Consider the following 18,692-nt stretch of genomic DNA (forward strand, 5'->3'; position numbering starts at 1 on the left):
TTATAATAAGTTCAAGAATGCAGTCCCGTACTATTATAGTATACCCTATTTTGGGCATCCCGTGGAGGTCTTTTCAAACTTTTGCCTTAAAAAATTCGGTCCCGCAGGGAAACTTCCGTGCGGGACCCTTATTAGGAGAAAAAAGAAACGAACAGGAAATCATATCCACCCGACAGCTGAAAAATTTGGAGAGAACTGTCCGGCAGATATTCGACGGAGATTTCCTAAGTTTCTCCCATATATAACCCGAAGACACCTGCTCTTGAACGGTAGTTCCGGGATTGTATGGGCTTGCTTGCCTTGTCCCCGGAGGACATCTCTGCCCCTCCGGGGAAAATGATCTGCAAAACCGCTGGACTGTCCGCTGTGTTCCGGCAAGGCCGGAGCCACAGCCGAACTGCCCGACTGCTGCCTGCTTTGCTCCGGGGAAAGGATCTTCCCTCTCCCCAGAGGAAAACAGGCAGGCTGCCTGTTTTCCTGCATAACAGCTTAACCAAAGCTGTTTCCCGTATGCATAAAACTAAGAAAGAACTGCAAAAAGCGCTTCAGACTGTCCATCTGTACAGACCAGCCCCGGAATCCCGAGGCAGCAGGCTCACAGGGAGGAGCCTGTCGGCGAACACCCCGGTTCCGTCCGGCTGAGGCCGGACATGGGGCCTGGTCCGGATGGAGTTCGGAAACCGAAAGTTTCCGGCTGCCCGGCGACCGTCCGCAAAATCGTTCCCGATTTTGCTCCCTGCGGGTTTTGATCACTCAAAACCCGGTTGGCAAACGGCTCTGCCCGGCGATATTTCACGCTTGCGTGAAATTCGCTGGGATACAGGTCGGTTTACCGACCTGTATCCGGGTTATCCTTACCGCCGTCGGTGGTGCTGGAAGAGTTGTCCTCGGTTACGGTCTTGTCGGTCAGCTCTACATCCGATACAACATAGCTGGTCAGCTTGCGGGTCTTGAATACCCAAGCCTCGTAGTCCTCATCGTATGTAGCGTCGATCTCCTTGGCACCGTCCTCGGTTGCCTCGTAGATGAAGGTATCCTTGTCAGCGTATACCATCATGGTACCGGTCTTGTTGAAAGCAGGAGTGCCTTCGAAGTTGAAGAAGTGCAGGTTGGCGTAATCGTACATGGCACCGAATTCCTTGTCAAAATCGGTGTTCCAGGCCAGATTCAGCTTGCCCTGACCGTCTACATCTACGGTGAAGGTAGCAATATCGTCGAAGTCGATGTCGATCTCGCCGGCTTCCTTATCAAAGGTTACGATACCGGTAGAACCTGTGGGCAGGTTGCCGCCGTCAAAGTTGGGGGTGTTGGTCAGGGTAGCATCCGAGAAGAAGGATACTTCCAGATCAAAAGCCGGGCCCTTCTTGGCAGCAGAAGAGGTACGGCCTACACGGATGGTACCAGCCAGGTCTTCTACCTTGGTGGTCTCGTTCTCAGGCAGAGTGATGATAACGCTCATGATCTGGGAATCGCTGGTGCCCAGGTTGCCCAGCTTGCTGTAATTTACCCAGTCAACATCAACCTCAGCGCCCAGATCCTTGCCAACCTTCCAGTCAGCACGAACGGTTACATTGCGGTCATAGTCCGAGGTGTAGGTCAGGAAGCCCAGGTCGGTATCATCACCGGCTACATACTCACCATCCGATACATCGTCCTTGTATACGCGTACAGGGATTACCAGCTTGTCGCCGCCCTCGTACTCATCGTCCGAAGCAGCAGCCTTGGCTCTGTTGTCAGAACCCAGTACATAGTAGTCGTCAGCGGGATCAATATAAACGCCTTCATTTGCAGCGAAAGCGACTGTTGTAGTACCCGCAGCCATCAGAGCAGCCAGGGTAAGAGCAAACAGCTTCTTCATTTTGTTTTTCCTCCTCATTGGGTTTCATCGTGACGGGCCCTTCCCCCGTCCGGCAGGATTTTTCCCGCGTATTTCCATCCATTCAATCAGCTTATCTGCCGGTGTCCGGAATCGGCTTGGTGCCGTTGTTATTGCCGGAGTTGCCGCTCTCGGAAGAAGACTCATCGCCATCCAGGGTGCGGGAAGTATCCAGCTCGGTATCGGAAATTGCATAAGCACCCAGCTTTCTGGTGCGGATATGCCATGCGCCTTCCTTCTCATCGTACTCAGCGCCGTTGATGTTCTTCACACCCAGAGCTGCGCTGACAGCGGCAGAACCAGTACCGCCTGCGGGCAGGTAAGCAACGGTCTTTACGCCATCGTCAGTTACTTCGTACAGATAGGTATCCTCGTCTGCTACGATGTACAGGTCACCAGTGCGGTTGGTGGCAGGCTTGGAGGTGAAGGTCAGGAAGTCGATGTTGGCCTCCGGGAACAGATCAGCGATCTCCTTGTTGAAGTCAAAGGTGAACTCCAGGTTCAGAGCAGACTGACCACGGGCATCGAATTCGAACCAGGCAGCCTCGTTCTCGCCGAAGTAGAGAACTACGTCCTCAGCATCGTCGCTGAACTTTACAACAGAACGGCTGTCAGGAGCGAAGGTCCACTCGTCCTCAACGGTTACATAGACACCGCCGGCATAGACACGGTTGTCCATGGAGGTATCCAGCTGGAACTCGTTGGTGGCGTCCTCTGCCTTGTTCTTGGTGGAACCGATTCTCAGTACACCAGCCAGATCCAGAACCTTGGTAGTATCATCTTCCTTGGTCTTGATCTCTACCCAGTAGGTGTAGGCAGTATCATAGTTGAAGCCTGCATCAGCAGCCGCAGCCTGAGCAGCAGCCACAACAGCCTCATGTTCTGCTACATCGTCAATGGTGGCAGAAATATCTGTACCATTCTCATCAATGTACTTGCCGTAAACAAGCGTAGCATAGCCTGCGGCATCCACATCAGCCATGGTTGCACTCTTCTTCATGAAGTCATAGAAGTTGCCCTTATTGTGCTTTACCAGATATTCCGAAGGATCAGCTACTTCATTCTTCCAGGTATTTTTTTCGTCATAGAAGAGGCCCTGACCGGTAACTGCATCTACATCTGCGTCAGCCACATAGAGTTTTTCCGGCTCGGTAAAGTTTTCACCAGCGCCGAAATCCTCTACCGATGTGTAGATGGTGCCGCCAGCTGCCTGGAGGCCAGACTCTACATAATGGGTTGCCTTCTGGGCAGCAATCTCATCAGCCAGGAAATTGGGATCCTTGGCAATCTGCTCATTGATTACATCTACAATCAGATCTGTCAGGGCTCTCTTATCCTTGGCCTCAATGGTGAAGGTACGGCCGCCAACCTCTACAGTGTAGCTCACAATACCATTTACAGAGGCTTCGCCCTTCTTGTAAACGATGTCGATGGACTCTACTGCGTCCTTGCCAACCTTCCAGTCAGCATAAACATTCATGTCGTCCTTCTCGTCCTCGATCTTCTTGTCGCCGTTGGCATTCAGCTCATCCAGACGGATGTACAGAGTGTCGCCGGGACGGAAGTCGGTGCTGGGAGTCAGAACGCCGTCCTCATTTTCATAGATGGTCTCATCATTGAAAGTAAGGGGACGCTTGTCATCCAGATCGCCACCTCTGTTGACAACATCGCTGTCAGCAAATGCAGTGGCAGTGGTGCCGGCAGCCATCAGAGCAGCCAGAACCAGAGCAGTGATCTTCTTAGTCTTCATTGCATTTTCCTCCATTTAATGTTTTTCAACTCCTGCTTTCCGGGGCCGGAAAGCCTTTGTTGTAATGCAATTATACCCCCCCGGCACCTTGTCAACCCCTTTTTGATGCATTTTTGTAATTCTTCTGTAATTTTATCTCCGCTTTTTGGAAAAACGCAGTTTTTGATGCATTTTGGCGCCTTTTTGGATTGGAAATCGCCGGTTTTTGCCGGATCTGGAAGCGCAAAATTCATTTTTCCGGGAAAATTTGCGGCTGATTTTTGCACATTGTGGAAAATTCACTGTGAAAAGCCCCTTTTCTGCCCCAGAAACATAGGATACCCCCTGGGCTTTCCGGGAAATATTTCAGGACAAATGGCTTTTTCCATTTTCGCCCCCGGGGTTTTGTGATACAATAAATAAGAACTGAACCGGCGGCTGGATTTTTCTCGCAGCCGTCACAAACCCGTCAATCCAACCCGAAAGGAGATTACCACGGTGGTTTATTCCAAGGAAGTAGAGAATATGTGTGTGGTAGCCCAGGGCCCCAATCATGGTCCGGCTCCCATTCCCGAAGAAGGCAAATGGGTGCGTCCCTATCAGATCGGTGATATCTCGGGACTTTCCCATGGTGTGGGCTGGTGTGCTCCCCAGCAGGGCGCCTGCAAACTCACCCTCAATGTCAAGGATGGCATTATCCAGGAGGCTCTGGTGGAAACACTGGGCTGTTCGGGTATGACCCATTCCGCTGCCATGGCTGGTGAAATCCTCCCCGGCAAAACTCTGCTGGAAGCACTCAATACCGACCTGGTATGTGATGCCATCAATGTTGCCATGCGGGAGATCTTCCTGCAGCTGGTCTATGGCCGCAGTCAGACTGCCTTCTCCGAAGGCGGACTTCCCATCGGTGCTTCGCTGGAAGATCTGGGCAAGGGCCTGCGCAGTCAGACCGGTACCATTTTCGGCACCTCAGCCAAGGGTGTACGGTATCTGGAAATGAGTGAAGGATACATTACCCGTCTGGCTCTGGACGACCATGATGAAACCATCGGTTATGAATTTGTACGGCTGGGCAAGATGATGGAGGATATCCGCCATGGAGTTCCGGCAGAGGAAGCGCTGCGGAAGAATACTGCTACTTATGGTCGGTTTGACCAGGCAGCCCGCATCATTGACCCGAGAGAGGAATAACAGGACGGAGGACGACGAACAATGATACAGTTTGAAGGAATGGAACGCCGGATGGCCGGAATCGAAGCCTGCCTCCGGGAAAACGGCCTGGATTCGCTCGAAGCGGCAGAGGCACTCTGCAAGGAACATGGCATTGATGTGGCTGCCATTGTCAAGGGTGTACAGCCCATTGCCTTTGAAAACGCAGTCTGGGCTTATACACTGGGTACCGCCATTGCCCTGAAAAAGGGCGCCCGTACCGCTGCCGACGCCGCTGAGGCCATCGGCCTGGGTCTGCAGGCCTTCTGTGTGCCCGGCTCGGTTGCGGATCAGCGCAAGGTGGGTCTGGGTCACGGCAACCTGGGCGCCATGCTGCTCCGGGAGGAGACCAAGTGCTTCTGCTTCCTGGCAGGACATGAGTCCTTTGCGGCGGCGGAAGGCGCCATCGGCATTGCCCGCTCCGCCAACAAGGTGCGCAAGGAACCCCTGCGTGTAATCCTCAACGGCCTGGGCAAGGATGCCGCGTACATCATCTCCCGGATCAACGGCTTCACCTATGTTTCCACCGACTTTGACTTTGCCACCGGCACCCTGAAGGTCACCGGCGAGCGGAAGTTCTCGGATGGCGAACGGGCTGCTGTCAAGTGCTACGGCGCCAACGATGTTCTGGAAGGCGTGGAGATCATGAAGCATGAGGGCGTGGATGTGTCCATCACCGGCAACTCCACCAACCCCACCCGGTTCCAGCATCTGGTAGCCGGTACCTATAAGAAGTGCGCTGTGGAAAACGGACGGAACTACTTCTCGGTGGCTTCGGGCGGCGGTACCGGACGCACCCTGCATCCGGACAATGTGGCAGCTGGCCCGGCTTCCTATGGCCTGACCGACTCCATGGGCCGCATGCACAGCGATGCTCAGTTTGCCGGTTCCTCGTCGGTGCCGGCTCATGTGGAGATGATGGGTCTCATCGGCATGGGCAACAACCCCATGGTCGGCGCAACCGTAGCCTGTGCCGTAGCAGTGGAACAGGCCTCCCGATAAAATTCGGCATTCGTTATAAAATTGGCAATGTATTTTGTCGAAAATAGACAGTTTTTCTCTTGCAGTCTGCGGAGCTATCCCGTATAATAAGGGAAAGAAGCTATTTTGAAATAAGGATAAAGGAGCGTTTTTCCCCTATGAATATCTGGCATGATATGAATCCCAGCCGCATTTCCCCGGAAGATTTCACCGCTGTCATCGAGATCAGCAAGGGCAGCAAGAAGAAGTATGAGCTGGACAAGTATACCGGCATGATCATTCTGGACCGGATTCTGCACACCTCCACCCACTATCCCGCCAGCTACGGTTTTATTCCCCGCACCTACGGCGATGACAAGGACCCGCTGGATGTGCTGGTGCTCTGCTCGGAGGAGATCGATCCGCTGGTACTGGTACGGTGCTATCCCATCGGTGTGATCGGCATGGTGGACAACGGCGAGGACGATGAGAAGATCATCGCTGTTCCCTTCAACGACCCCATGTACAACACCTACAAGGATATTTCCGAGCTGCCGGAGCACATCTTCAATGAGATGAAGCACTTCTTCTCGGTGTACAAGCAGCTGGAGCCGGGCAAGTTCACAGAGATCAAGAGCATTGCCGGTGCAGAAGCTGCCCGGAATGTGATCCGTCACTGCATGGACAACTACAATGCCAAGTATGTAGAGGAATAAGATTCCCCATGAATCACAAAAAGCCCGCCCGGCAGCTGCCGGACGGGCTTTTTTGCACAGTCATTCAGATGGCGCAATAAAAAAGGAGAGGGGGCGTTCCCTCTCCTTTTCTCATACTCCCGGAAATGTCCGCAGCCAGTCATCTGCTTCGGCCCGGCTGTGGAAAACATGCACTTCCCGCCCTTCGCCATACTGCTCCAGCAGGCGGCGGATCTCCGGGAGCTGATCCCGGCTGAAATCCTCGATCCACTGGCGGAACTCGGGATCGAACTCCTCTTCCACCCAGGGCAGGTCCTCCCGCTTTGTACCGATGCGGGCACGCGCCCCCTCCAGGCAGACCCCGGTGGGGTAGTCCAGCAGAAAGACGGTATCCGCTGCCCGCAGCCGGAGCTCCAGGGTGCGAAGGTAGTTGCCGTCGATGATCCACGCATCACCCCGGAGCAGCCCGGTCAGCCGGGCATCAAACTCCGCCCGGCTGACGGTGGCGCGGTCAGGACGGTGCCAGATCTGATCCAGGTACCAGAGCGGCAGACCGGTCCGGTCCCGGAGAGCCCGGGCAAAGGTGCTCTTTCCCGCCCCCGGGCAGCCGATCACCAGAATACGCTTCATCTCATCTTCCTCCCGTCAAAAAAACGGATGGCCTGTATCCCAGACCACCCGGTTTTATCCTTGCTGCAATCAGAATCAGCCCATGGGAACGGCAATGGCTGTACCGCCGCCGCTGATCATCACACCGCCGCCCACAGATACGGAGGTGCCGGCATTTCCGGTGGAATCCGAAGCTGCCGCGCTGGATTCCTCCTCGGTTTCCCCGGTGGTTTCTTCTTCAGTGGACTCCTCATCGGTGGTCTCACCGTCGGTGGATTCCTCCTCCGGGATCTCCCCATCGGTGCCTTCCATGCCGTCCATCGACACATTTTCGCCGGTGGGAAGGGCATCATCGCCGGTATCCGGCGCCGGGGTATAGGTCAGGGCAAAGATGGTCAGGGCAATGGCTGCAATGGCACCGCCCAGCACCATGAACTTCTGCTTTTTGCTCAGGATGCTCTGCTTATCCGGGTCAGGATAGAGGATCGAGCCAATAATCTTGCCGCCGATCCAGCCCACCAGCATGGCTGCCAGGATCACCAGCACCGCAATCACCAGGATCGCTGCCCATTCCGGCAGGAAGCTCAGCTTGGTCTTGAGCGAATCAATCAGACCCGTTCCGGCTGTACTGCCGCCCATCATTCCCATATCTCCATAGCCACCCATGGCCATCAACATCAATCTGTCCACTGTGAAAACTCTCCTTCATACAGTCGGCTTCTTTCCATGAAAAATGCCGGGTTTCGGTCGTGCCCGATGCAGAATCAGGTTCCTTACCATCATATCATGTTTCACCGGCGGCGTAAAGTGCCGGTATCTATTTTTTCAGTGTCGGTTTTCCGTTGTTTTCCTGCATTGTCCCCGGAGAAATTTTTAGGCTCGTTTAAGGATAAAATTTACGGTTTTCTTTCCAGCTGCTCACAATTTTGTAGTATAATAATAAATTAGAATCAAATTTCTCATCACAGGAGGTTTTTCTTATGGCTTCATTCAAAGGTGACATCAAATCCCGGGCACTGAATATGGACATTGCCCTCAATGTCATTCTCCCCTATGACCACCCCCATGACTATTCCAGAAATCCCTGCAAAACCCTCTGGCTGCTGCATGGTCAGGGCAGTTCCGCTTCCTCCTGGATGCGCTGGACTTCCATTGAACGCTATGCCATGCAGCATGGCTTCGCTGTTATCATGCCTGAAGTACAGCGCAGCTTCTACCGCAATACTGCCTATGGTATGGATTATTTCACCTTTGTGGCGGAAGAACTCCCTCGTCTTTGCCGGGAGATGTTCCGTCTGAGCGACAAGCGGGAAGACAACTATATTGCCGGTCTTTCCATGGGCGGATATGGCGCTCTCAAGGTGGGACTGACTCACCCGGAACAGTATGGCACCATTGCCAGCTTCTCGGGCGCTGTGGATCTGGGCAAGATGTTCCAGTCCATGGGCGATTCCCTGGACCCCAAATCCCTGGCAGAGTATCAGGGAATTTTCGGGACCGAAATGCAGCTGCTGCCGGAAGATGATATTCTCCATCTGACCCGGGAACATGCCCGTCTGCCCAAGGAACAGCAGTGCCGTTTCTTTATCAGCTGCGGCACCGAGGACAATATCCCCACCCTGTATGAGAGTAATGTGGAATATGTAAAGCTCCTCAAGGAACTGGGTCTGGACTGCATCTGGTTTGAACAGAAGGGCATCCATGAATGGGGCGTCTGGGACGAGGCTGTCCGGGAGGCTCTGAACCGGTTTGATGGGGAACGCATCTACTATGTATAATTTTCCGGAGAGGACTGTGAAAAACCATGGCATCACCTCTTGCCGATAAACTGCGTCCCCGGGCGCTGGAAGATGTGGTGGGACAGTCCCATCTGCTGGCCCCGGGACAGGTGCTGCGCAGCATCATTGAAGGCGGCACCATTCCCAATATGATCTTTTATGGGCCATCGGGTGTGGGAAAGACCACCGTTGCCAATATCATTGCCAATAAGGCCGGCAAAAAGCTCTACCGGCTCAACGGTACCACAGCTTCCACGGCAGACATCAAGGAGATCGTCAGCCAGCTGGATACCTTTGAAGGACGCAATGGTGTTGTGCTTTATCTGGACGAGATCCAGTACCTCAATAAAAAACAGCAGCAGAACCTGCTGGAATTCATTGAGAACGGCAGCATCACCCTCATTGCCTCCACCACCGAAAACCCCTATTTCTATGTCTACAATGCGGTGCTCAGCCGGTGTACCGTCTTTGAGTTCAAGCCGGTGGAACCGCCGGAAGTCCAGCGGGCTGTGGAGCGGGCCTTCCGGGTCTGTGCCGAGGAATATCCCGGCCTGACCGTCGAGGACGGCGTGGCGGAGCATATTTCCTTCTCCTGCGGCGGCGATGTGCGCAAAGCCCTCAATGCGGTGGAAATGCTGGTGCTGTCCGCTGTGAGCTCCAGCGAAGTGCCGGTGGCAACCCTCCAGGCTGCCAAAGAGGTATCCCAGCGCTCCTCCAACCGGTACGACCGGGACGGCGATGTCCACTATGACCTGCTCTCGGCCCTGCAGAAATCCATCCGGGGTTCCGATGAGAATGCCGCCCTGCACTATCTGGCACGGCTGCTGGATTCCGGTGACCTCATCTCCCCCTGCCGGCGCATTCTGGTCTGCGCCAGTGAGGACATCGGCCTGGCCTATCCCATGGCAGTGGTGGTGGTGAAAACCTGCATCGATGCTGCCATGCAGCTGGGTCTGCCCGAGGCACGGATTCCCCTGGCAGAGGCTGTGATCCTGCTCTGCACCGCGCCCAAATCCAACTCCGCCAATGTTGCCATTGACGCGGCGCTGGCAGATGTGCGCAAGGGCAAATACGGCGATGTGCCGCCCCACCTCAAGGACGGGCATTACGGCGGCGCCAACAAGCTGGGCCGGGCCATCGGGTACAAGTATCCCCATGACTTCGGCGGCTGGGTGGAACAGCAGTACCTGCCGGACGAGCTCCGGGACCGGGTCTACTACCACTTCGGACAGAACAAGACCGAACAGGCTGCCCTGGCCTACCGACATCAGCAGCGGGCTCCCAAGCCGGAACAAAAATAACAGCACCCCCCTCCATGGAGCCAGTCAGCTTATGTGGAGGGGGCTTATTTTTGCATAAACAACGGCGATATTCAACAAACTGTAATACTGTATGTTTTCTATACAGGATTTGTGCCTGATTGGAGCCGGATCTGACTGTCCCGCCGACATACTGGCGGGCACAGGCGCTAACCGGGCAGAACCGGATAGCAGCTGACCTGCGCACTGGCAACAAGAACCTCAGTCCTGTTTTCTGTGCTGTTTCAGCCTACGGCCCGTCGCAAAACCAGATAGTGCCCGGCTTATACCCCAGCGGAGAGTGTCATGGTGTGATTTCGCTGTACTGCCGACGCCCCACACCGGAAAGCGGACAGGTGCCCGGCCTGTGCACTGGCAGCGAGAGTAGCAATACGGTTTCACTGTGCTGATTCAGCTGACACCCCATCGGAAAACCGGACGGCGTCCAGCCCGCACCCCAGCTGCAAGAACCACAGTGCTATTCTCTGCGCTGATTCAGCCGACTACCAGTCACAAAACCAGATAGTGCCCGGCTTATGCCTCGGCAGCGAGCGGCACAGTACAGCTTTACTATGCCGCTTTTCCCGGGCGTCTGGCCTGTTTTCAGCCTGCCGGGCACCGCAATCCATCAACAATCTGTAATATATGGCATATTCTATACAGAATTGCGATTCAGCCGGGCTGGCTGCTGGTCGATATGGGCATGAAAAAAGCCGATCCGCAATTTTGCCGGACCGGCTTTTCTGGTATTCTGTTTGAAGGAAACTCAGCGATTGTAAACGGTGCCGATGTATCCTGCCGGGTCCTTCCGCACCCCATTGACACGCACTTCAAAGTGACAATGGTTTCCGTAAGCATTACCGGTGGCGCCGACTGCCGCAATCAGCTGACCCTGTTCTACCCATTCGCCAACCTGGACATAAACCTGGCTGTTGTGTGCGTAAAGGGTCTGAACTCCGCCGCCATGGTCAATAATTACATATCGGCCATAGGCGCCGTTGGTGTAGTTGAAGGCCGCTACAACGGTACCCGATGCCGAAGCACGCACCGCTGTGCCCATCTTGGCTGCAATGTCCATACCGCCATGGTTATAATAGCCATAGAAGCCGCAGGACAGGTATCCGCCGTCTACCGGCCAGATGAAGTAGCTGTCGGTGGTCATAGCCGAAGCGGGCAGCTGTGTGAGCGGCTGCTTACCGCCTACGATCATCACTTCATTTACCGGCTCCTTGAGGACAGTGGTGCTCAGAATGGTACGGGACTGCTCCACGCCGTCCACATAGACCACTTCCGCAGTGACCTCGTTGATGCCCTTTTCACCGATCTGGGTCACCTTGGTGTAACCCTGCTGGAGATTGGGGTCCTGTTCATGCTCAATGGAGAAGGGAACTTCCTCATTGTAAACCTCAGTGCGCTTGACCTGCACACCCAGGGTGGGAACTGCCTTTTCGATCAGGACTTCCTGACCAACCAGCAGTGACTTTTCCACATCGGGATTGAGTGCCTTGAAGTCAGCATACAGCATATCAAACTTCTGGGCAATGACAGTGGGAGCATCGCCTTCCTGTACGGTATAGGTCTGCTCTTCCGATTCATTTTCCTTGAGCTTCTCTTCCAGAGCAGCAATATTCACAATGGAGGTCTTGGGATACAGACCCTCCTTGATGGTTACAGGATCGGTGAATTCTACCACTTCATCGGGGTCACCGGTGCGGTATTCGTCCTTGATGGTTTCCAGCAGACTTTCGATCTCCTCGTCATCATAGGAAGCGCCTACAAACTTGTCCGCTACATACAGGCCGTATGCTTCGGTGAGTTCGCTGCCCGAGGAGGCGATCAGATTGTCGGTGAGTTCTTCTTCGGTATTGACCGAAGAACGGGATACGATGGTCAGTGTGTACTTGGGGACGGCATCTTCGGGATACTCGTACTCCTCAAACACAATACGCTCTCGCATCTTCTGATTGGCGGCGATGAACTCGGACTCATCGGTTACATAACCGACAAACTGTCCGTTGTACTCTACCGACAGGGCAAAGGTAAGATTGCTGTAAACTGCGATGGTGAGCAGCAGTACGGCAATACCGCCTACCGGTGCTGCATAGTTGAATGCACGGGAAGTGGTATCACTGCAGAGCTTTACACCACTGCGGAGGGTTTCGCCGAGCAGTTTGCGGTGATCGCCGGTTTCCTTGGCTTTCCGCAGCTGTTCAGCAAATTCCAGCGACCAGTTGAAGCCTTCCGCAAAGGGTTCTCTGGCACGTTCCAGAGAGGCCTTGGCACGGGCCAGAATGCGTCTGTGCCGCGGGCTGAGATGAATCTGCGGGCGATGGGATCTGACAAACCGCAGAGTCCGCCGACGAATCCGCTTGGCCTTGCGCACCAGCGCAATACCGGTCACATAAAAATATCGATAGAGCTGTGTCTCTTCAAATCGTTCGTAAAGATTCGATGTCCATTTGATGAAACTGTTCTTCCCCGCCTTGATGTCTTCACAAGATGAGGAGCTTTCAGTCACGATCTCCTCGCTTGTGTCAGAACTGTTGCGAGCCAAACGCATCATCTCCTTTCCAATATCTTAGCGATATTATACCGCAAAAATGGCTTCAAGTCAAAGGTTTCGGGCCAAAATAGAGCTTTTTAACGAAAGCGCTCTCCCCGATTTGTGAAAATTTGTTGCGGTTTTTGGTTCTGAGCGGAATTTTTGGGGGTTCAGTTAAGGTTGACTACCCTCCCCCCATTTGCAGCAAAACAGGGGCTGTCCCTCTCCATGAGGAGAGTTCCAGTCCCTGTCTTTGATCGGATTCTGTTTACTTGGCGTAATCCACTGCACGGGTTTCCCGGATCAGGTTGACCTTGATCTGACCCGGATACTCCATCTCGTCCTCGATCTTCCTGACGATCTCCCGGGCGGCTACCACCAGGTTGTCATCGCTGATGACATCCGGCTTGATCATAATGCGGATCTCACGGCCTGCCTGGATGGCATAGCAGGAATCCACACCGTCAAAGCTCTTGGCAATCTCCTCCAGCTTTTCCAGACGCTTGATGTAGTTCTCCACATTCTCACGCCGCGCGCCGGGACGGGCAGCGGAAATGGCATCGGCTGCCTGCACCAGAGCTGCCACCACAGTACGGGGCTCCACATCGTTGTGGTGAGCCTCGATGGCATGGATGACATCGGCGCTCTCTTTGTACTTGCGGGCCACATCCACACCGATCTGCACATGGCTGCCTTCGATCTCATGGGTGAGGGCCTTGCCGATATCATGCAGCAGGCCTGCACGCCGGGCAGTCTTGACATCGGCGCCCAGCTCGGCAGCCATCATGCCGGCGAGGTGGGATACCTCCAGCGAGTGCTCCAGCACGTTCTGACCATAGCTGGAACGATAGCGCATCCGGCCCAGCAGGCGTACCAGCTCGGGATGGATGTTGTGAATGCCGGCTTCGTTGACGGCCCGTTCGCCGTCCTGCTTGATCTTGTTGTCCACTTCCCGCTTGGCCTTCTCCAACATTTCCTCGATGCGGGCAGGGTGGATGCGTCCATCCTGGATCAGCCGCTCCAGGGCGATCCGGGCCACTTCCCGGCGCACCGGGTCATGGCTGGACAGGGTGATGGCCTCGGGGGTATCGTCGATGATGAGATCCACACCGGTGAGGTTCTCCAGGGCACGGATATTGCGGCCTTCACGACCGATGATGCGGCCCTTCATCTCATCATTGGGCAGCGGCACTACCGATACGGTCACTTCGGATACATAGTCCGAAGCGCAGCGCTGGATCGCGCCCGAGATGATCTCCCGGGCCTTCTGGTCAGCCTCGTCCTTCAGACGGGCTTCCATCTGGCTGATGCGTACTGCCTTTTCATGGGTCAGTTCATTTTCAAGGTTCTGGAGCAGGTATTCCTTGGCCTGGTCGGCGGTATAACCGGAGATCTTTTCCAGCAGCTCAAACTGCTGCTTCTTGACCTCCTCCGCTTCTGCCAGACGGTTTTCCGCTTCCCGGAGCTTTCCGGCAAGCTGCTCCTCTTTTTTCTCCATATTTTCGGACTTTTTGTCCAGGCTTTCCTCCCGCTGCTGCAGGCGGCGCTCCTGACGGGTCACCTCATTGCGGCGGTCCTTGATCTCCCGGTCCGCATCGCTGCGCAGCTTGAAGATCTCGTCCTTGGCCTCCACCAGAGCTTCCTTCTTCTTGCTCTCGGCGGTCTTGATGGCGTCGCTCAGGACCCGCTTGGCCTCTTCCTCGGCAGAACCCAGTTCGGCTTCCGCCACTTTTCTGCGGTATGCAATACCGGCGGGAAATGCAATGACAAGTCCCACCAGCAGAGTGATCAGAGGGATCAGAATGTCCTTCATAGATCCTGTCAGACCTCCTTTCAGATCTTTTTTCAGTTTTGAAAATGTGCATGGAATTTTTTTGATAGATAATATTCCCGGAGCCAAGACTGTACAGCCAATTCAGCCGCACTAAAATAAAGGCTCGCCCAAAAGCGTCCCGATTTTTTACTGTCTGTATCCGTCTATATAACCGAGGGGAGAGAAAATCGACCGTCCCTCACCCGAACAATCAGGGTTATAAAAAAATATTATATCATTCTTATTTTATAGAACTGGTGCACATCTGTCAAGATGAAACCCTTCCGGCTCAGGATATTTTTACCGGCTGCAGGTCTGTGTGACCCGGTCACGAAAGTTGTTCTCCCACTATTGACAACTGTCCCGCCCCGTGCTAATATGGGGGCATAGCAAAATCCCAAACAGCGAAATTGTTGATGAGGAACCCTGCTGCGTCCCCATTTTTCTTCCAGAGAGAACTGCCATCGGCTGAAAGCAGTTCAGAAAAATCAGCGGCTGTGGTACCGCCTCGGAATGCGTGTCCAAGGAACCCTGTTCCCAAAACGCGCCGCCTGGAACGCGTTATCCTTCCTGCGAGTGGCGGGCCTTCTGCGTCCGCAATTCGGGTGGAACCGTGGAGTTTTATAGCTTCACCCCGTATTTTTGGGGTGGAGCTTTTCTTTATTTTATCGGAAAAGGAGAAGACACACTATGATTCATGTAACACTCAAAGACGGATCGGTCAAGGAATTTGAAAATGGCATCTCTGTGATGGAGATCGTCAAGGGTCTGGGCGCTGGCCTGTACAAGGCTGCCTGCGCCTGCAAGGTAAACGGCGAACTGTGCGACCTGCGCACTGTTCTCAATGAGGACTGCGCCCTGGAAGTGCTCACCTTCGACAGTGAAGAGGGCCGCCGTGCCTTCAACCACACTGCTTCCCATATCCTGGCTCAGGCTGTGAAGCGCCTCTATCCGGGTGCCAAGCTGGCAATCGGCCCCGCCATTGCGGACGGCTTCTACTATGACATCGATGTAGAGCCCGCTTTCGGCCCCGAGGAGCTGGAAAAGATCGAGGCTGAGATGCACAAGATCGTCAAGGAAGCCTATGACATCGAGCGGTTCGAGCTGGACCGTGCCGGCGCGGATGCCCTGATGGCTGACGAGCCCTACAAGCTGGAACTCATCGCTGAGCACTCCGCAAACGGCGAGCCGGTATCCTTCTACAAGCAGGGCGAGTTCACCGACCTGTGCGCTGGTCCTCACCTGCCCGACACCGGCCGTGTCAAGGCTGTGAAGCTGATCCAGACCACCGGCGCCTACTGGAGAGGCGATGCCCAGAACAAGATGCTGTGCCGTGTCTATGGCGTAGCCTTCCCCAAGCAGAGCGAGCTGGATGCCCATCTGAAGATGCTGGAAGAGGCCAAGAAGCGTGACCACCGCAAGCTGGGCAAGGAACTGGAGCTCTTCGATATCTTTGATGAGGGCCCCGGCTTCCCCGCTTTCCTGCCCAATGGTATGGTAGTCCGCAACGAGCTGGAGAAGTTCTGGCGTGAAATCCACCAGAAGGCCGGCTATGTGGAAGTGCGTACTCCTCAGATCATGTCCCGTACCCTGTGGGAGAACTCAGGTCACTGGGATCACTACAAGGACAACATGTACACCACCATCATCGACGATATGGATTACTGCATCAAGCCGATGAACTGCCCCGGCGGTATTCTGGTTTACAAGCGCAAGCCCCACTCCTATCGTGACCTGCCCATCCGCATGGGTGAGCTGGGTATTGTACACCGTCATGAGCTCAGCGGCGCCCTGCATGGCCTGATGCGTGTCCGCTGCTTCACTCAGGACGATGCCCACATCTTCTGCACCCCCGATCAGCTGATGGATGAGATCTTCGGCGTTATCAACCTCATCGACAGCGTTTACAAGGTATTCGGCTTCGAATACGACCTGGAACTGTCCACCCGTCCCGAGGACTCCATGGGCAGTGATGAGGACTGGGAGGCTGCAACCAACGCTCTGCGTCAGGCTCTGGACAGCCTGGATCGTCCCTACAAGATCAACGAGGGCGACGGTGCCTTCTATGGCCCGAAGATCGACTTCCACCTGCATGACTGCATCGGCCGTACCTGGCAGTGCGGTACTATCCAGGTAGACTTCCAGATGCCCGAGCGCTTCGACATCACCTACATGGGTGCTGACGGCGAAAAGCATCGTCCCATCATGCTGCACCGTGTTGCCTTCGGCAGCATCGAACGGTTCATCGGTATCCTGATCGAGCAGTTCGCCGGTGCCTTCCCGCTGTGGCTGGCTCCGGTACAGGTAGAGGTGATCCCCGTTTCCGAGCGTCATCTCGAGTATGCCGCCAAGGTACGCGATCAGATGCGTGCTGCCGGCCTGCGCTGCGAACTGGATACCCGCAATGAGAAGATGGGCTACAAGATCCGTGAAGCCCAGATGATGAAGATCCCCTACATGCTGGTTGTAGGCGACAAGGAGATCGAGAACAACACCGTAGCCGTTCGCTCCAGAGCTGGCGGCGACCTGGGCGTAATGGAGCCCGATGCCTTCCTGGCAAAGGCCAAGGAAGAGATCGACACCAAGGCCCTGGAGTCGGTATTCTAAAAAACAAAACCGCTGCCTGATCCGGCAGTGATCTGAAATGAAAAACCGCCCCTGTGCTCCAGATGGCACAGGGGTGGTTTTTTATGCAATAAAAAAGCGGGCAGAACTGCCCGCTGGATATATCCTTTTTGTTTGATGGTCCGGTCCGGGGGAGATCACTCTGCCACACGGACGGTGCTTACCATGTCCAGACGCCCGTCTGCGTCGGCGGTAAAGAACTTGATCCCCGGGAAGCGGCTCCACAGGGTATAGAGGACGGAATCCTCGTCCCCGGGCTGACCGGTGATGACATTGACGGTATTGGTGGATTCGAGGGTTTCGGTAATGGCGCCCATAAAATCGCTGTTATAGGCGATTTCCAGCACGGACCCGTTCTCCTTTGCCGAATTGTAGAGGTACTGCAGGGCAGCAGGATCGCTGGTGCGGCCTTCGGCACAGATATGGAATACCCGCAGCTGGGTATGGGTAATGCCTGCAATGGCTCGACCGGCTTTGATAATGCGTTCGCACTGGAACTGATCGGTGACCAGAACCAGGGTCTGCCGGCGAAGAGGCTGGGCGCTCATTGCTGTGTAATCCATAATTAAATGCTCCTTTCTTCCCTGTTCTGCCAGGGAGGTCTTGCATCTCTTCTGATTCTCATTATACCGGTCATATATGAATAAACAAGCCGAAAAAAATAAACGCTTTGGAAAAAGAAAACTGTCCCCTGCAAAAATATGCAGAGAACAGCTTTTTTTCTGAATATTGACCGGAGGAAATTATTCCTGTTCCTCCTCCAGGGCTGCGGCACGATAGGAAAGGGTCATCAGGCTGTCCGCGATGTAGACATTTTCCACTGCCACATTGGAGAATTCGATATCAATATCATAGTGGGAGAAGTTGAGGAACGACCGCACACCCAGCTCCACCAACTGCGGTACCAGCAGTTCAGCACCCTCCTGGGGGATACACAGGATTGCTGCCTCGGGGTGATGCTCATGGCAGAAATCCTCCAGCTTATCGGTGGAGATGACCGGGTATTCCCGGATCTCGCTGCCGACCACCCACTCATTGGTATCAAAGATCGCCATCAGGTCAAAGCCCGAGCCTTCAAAATCCAGGCTGCCCACAATGGCCTTGCCTAGGTTGCCGGCGCCCAGCAGGATCATCTTCTTGCGTCCGTCCAGGCCCAGGATACGGGCAATCTCTTCCTTCAGAGCCGATACACTGTACCCATATCCCTGCTGACCAAATCCGCCAAAGCAGTTGAGATCCTGGCGGATCTGGGACGCAGTCAGATCCATGATCCGGGCCAGTTCCCGGGAGGAGATCTTTACCGTACCCTGTTCCTCCAGCCGGAGCAGGCAGCGGTAATAGCGGGGCAGACGCCGGATCACCGCACCCGAAACCTCGCTTCGTTTATTATTCATTGGTTGAACACTTCCTTTTCCGGCAGAATCCGGGGATTCGCTGTCCGTATATTTATCAGAAAAAGATATGGACCACTTTTATGGTTTTCATTTTATATCAAACTGACTTTGATGTCAATCTCACCCTGGAAAATCCGAAAAAAAAGAGGAACCGGATCTGGAAG

Annotated in this window: 15 protein-coding genes; 6 read left to right on the forward strand and 9 right to left on the reverse strand. The window is 54.6% G+C overall.

The window, feature by feature from the left end; genetic code table 11:
* Window positions 1-829 precede the first annotated feature (829 nt).
* The 3 genes from H9X81_RS01750 to H9X81_RS01760 all read right to left on the reverse strand — a co-directional run bounded on the left by H9X81_RS01750 (window position 830) and on the right by H9X81_RS01760 (window position 3,859).
* Entirely contained in the window at window positions 830-1,858 is a 1,029-nt protein-coding gene (locus H9X81_RS01750) for a hypothetical protein (RefSeq protein ID WP_204719357.1), read from the reverse strand.
* 91 nt (window positions 1,859-1,949) lie between these two features.
* A complete protein-coding gene (locus H9X81_RS01755) occupies window positions 1,950-3,626 on the reverse strand; it encodes a hypothetical protein (protein ID WP_204719358.1) in 1,677 nt (558 codons plus the stop codon).
* Window positions 3,623-3,859 carry a hypothetical protein gene (locus tag H9X81_RS01760; protein WP_204719359.1) on the reverse strand — a complete coding sequence of 79 codons (237 nt, stop codon included), beginning with the start codon at window positions 3,857-3,859 and terminating at the stop codon, window positions 3,623-3,625. The genes H9X81_RS01755 and H9X81_RS01760 overlap by 4 nt, the downstream gene beginning before the upstream one ends.
* Window positions 3,860-4,103: 244 nt before the next feature.
* Here H9X81_RS01760 and H9X81_RS01765 point away from each other — a divergent pair, with 244 nt between their 5' ends.
* The 3 genes from H9X81_RS01765 to H9X81_RS01775 all read left to right on the forward strand — a co-directional run bounded on the left by H9X81_RS01765 (window position 4,104) and on the right by H9X81_RS01775 (window position 6,490).
* Complete coding sequence (locus H9X81_RS01765) at window positions 4,104-4,796, forward strand: hypothetical protein (protein WP_177504537.1); 693 nt, start codon at window positions 4,104-4,106, stop codon at window positions 4,794-4,796.
* A gap of 21 nt (window positions 4,797-4,817) precedes the next feature.
* On the forward strand, window positions 4,818-5,816 hold the full coding sequence (locus H9X81_RS01770) for a GGGtGRT protein (RefSeq protein WP_204719360.1): 999 nt from the start codon (window positions 4,818-4,820) through the stop codon (window positions 5,814-5,816).
* Between the two features lie 137 nt (window positions 5,817-5,953).
* Window positions 5,954-6,490 (forward strand): inorganic diphosphatase, encoded by a 537-nt coding sequence (locus H9X81_RS01775; RefSeq protein WP_177502646.1) that lies wholly within the window; start codon window positions 5,954-5,956, stop codon window positions 6,488-6,490.
* Window positions 6,491-6,601: 111 nt separating this feature from the next.
* On the opposite strand, the gene H9X81_RS01780 is transcribed toward H9X81_RS01775, so the two are convergent.
* Window positions 6,602-7,099, reverse strand: coding sequence for an adenylate kinase (locus tag H9X81_RS01780; protein WP_204719361.1), 498 nt, complete (start codon window positions 7,097-7,099; stop codon window positions 6,602-6,604).
* 75 nt (window positions 7,100-7,174) lie between these two features.
* On the reverse strand, window positions 7,175-7,768 hold the full coding sequence (locus H9X81_RS01785) for a hypothetical protein (RefSeq protein ID WP_204719362.1): 594 nt from the start codon (window positions 7,766-7,768) through the stop codon (window positions 7,175-7,177).
* A 290-nt stretch (window positions 7,769-8,058) separates the two neighbouring features.
* On the opposite strand from H9X81_RS01785, the gene H9X81_RS01790 reads away from it, so the two are divergent.
* On the forward strand, window positions 8,059-8,856 hold the full coding sequence (locus H9X81_RS01790) for an alpha/beta hydrolase (protein ID WP_204719363.1): 798 nt from the start codon (window positions 8,059-8,061) through the stop codon (window positions 8,854-8,856).
* Window positions 8,857-8,882: 26 nt separating this feature from the next.
* Complete coding sequence (locus H9X81_RS01795; protein WP_204719365.1) at window positions 8,883-10,157, forward strand: replication-associated recombination protein A; 1,275 nt, start codon at window positions 8,883-8,885, stop codon at window positions 10,155-10,157.
* 763 nt (window positions 10,158-10,920) lie between these two features.
* Here the strand turns inward: H9X81_RS01795 and H9X81_RS01800 are convergent.
* Both H9X81_RS01800 and rny read right to left on the reverse strand, forming a co-directional pair.
* Complete coding sequence (locus H9X81_RS01800; RefSeq protein ID WP_177502641.1) at window positions 10,921-12,708, reverse strand: M23 family metallopeptidase; 1,788 nt, start codon at window positions 12,706-12,708, stop codon at window positions 10,921-10,923.
* Window positions 12,709-12,964: 256 nt separating this feature from the next.
* On the reverse strand, window positions 12,965-14,509 hold the full coding sequence (rny, locus tag H9X81_RS01805) for a ribonuclease Y (protein WP_204719367.1): 1,545 nt from the start codon (window positions 14,507-14,509) through the stop codon (window positions 12,965-12,967).
* 690 nt (window positions 14,510-15,199) lie between these two features.
* On the opposite strand from rny, the gene thrS reads away from it, so the two are divergent.
* Window positions 15,200-17,116: a threonine--tRNA ligase gene (thrS, locus tag H9X81_RS01810; RefSeq protein ID WP_191392992.1), complete on the forward strand. Its 1,917-nt coding sequence runs from the start codon at window positions 15,200-15,202 to the stop codon at window positions 17,114-17,116.
* 155 nt (window positions 17,117-17,271) lie between these two features.
* Here the strand turns inward: thrS and H9X81_RS01815 are convergent, their stop codons facing one another.
* Window positions 17,272-17,697, reverse strand: a complete 426-nt coding sequence (locus tag H9X81_RS01815) for a hypothetical protein (protein WP_204719369.1) — start codon at window positions 17,695-17,697, stop codon at window positions 17,272-17,274.
* A 180-nt stretch (window positions 17,698-17,877) separates the two neighbouring features.
* Window positions 17,878-18,528 (reverse strand): redox-sensing transcriptional repressor Rex, encoded by a 651-nt coding sequence (locus H9X81_RS01820; RefSeq protein ID WP_191392990.1) that lies wholly within the window; start codon window positions 18,526-18,528, stop codon window positions 17,878-17,880.
* Window positions 18,529-18,692: the final 164 nt, after the last annotated feature.

Origin of the sequence: Hydrogenoanaerobacterium saccharovorans, assembly GCF_016901815.1 — a bacterium.
GTDB lineage: Bacteria > Bacillota > Clostridia > Oscillospirales > Ruminococcaceae > Avimicrobium > Avimicrobium caecorum.

Bases quoted from the DNA above. Each gene is read 5' to 3' on its own strand.
- thrS (WP_191392992.1), top strand. From the start codon at position 15,200: ATGATTCATGTAACACTCAAAGACGGATCGGTCAAGGAATTTGAAAAT.
- H9X81_RS01755 (WP_204719358.1), bottom strand. From the start codon at position 3,626: ATGAAGACTAAGAAGATCACTGCTCTGGTTCTGGCTGCTCTGATGGCT.
- H9X81_RS01750 (WP_204719357.1), bottom strand. From the start codon at position 1,858: ATGAAGAAGCTGTTTGCTCTTACCCTGGCTGCTCTGATGGCTGCGGGT.
- rny (WP_204719367.1), bottom strand. From the start codon at position 14,509: ATGAAGGACATTCTGATCCCTCTGATCACTCTGCTGGTGGGACTTGTC.
- H9X81_RS01770 (WP_204719360.1), top strand. From the start codon at position 4,818: ATGATACAGTTTGAAGGAATGGAACGCCGGATGGCCGGAATCGAAGCC.
- H9X81_RS01775 (WP_177502646.1), top strand. From the start codon at position 5,954: ATGAATATCTGGCATGATATGAATCCCAGCCGCATTTCCCCGGAAGAT.
- H9X81_RS01795 (WP_204719365.1), top strand. From the start codon at position 8,883: ATGGCATCACCTCTTGCCGATAAACTGCGTCCCCGGGCGCTGGAAGAT.
- H9X81_RS01790 (WP_204719363.1), top strand. From the start codon at position 8,059: ATGGCTTCATTCAAAGGTGACATCAAATCCCGGGCACTGAATATGGAC.
- H9X81_RS01760 (WP_204719359.1), bottom strand. From the start codon at position 3,859: ATGAATTTTGCGCTTCCAGATCCGGCAAAAACCGGCGATTTCCAATCC.
- H9X81_RS01780 (WP_204719361.1), bottom strand. From the start codon at position 7,099: ATGAAGCGTATTCTGGTGATCGGCTGCCCGGGGGCGGGAAAGAGCACC.
- H9X81_RS01815 (WP_204719369.1), bottom strand. From the start codon at position 17,697: ATGGATTACACAGCAATGAGCGCCCAGCCTCTTCGCCGGCAGACCCTG.
- H9X81_RS01820 (WP_191392990.1), bottom strand. From the start codon at position 18,528: ATGAATAATAAACGAAGCGAGGTTTCGGGTGCGGTGATCCGGCGTCTG.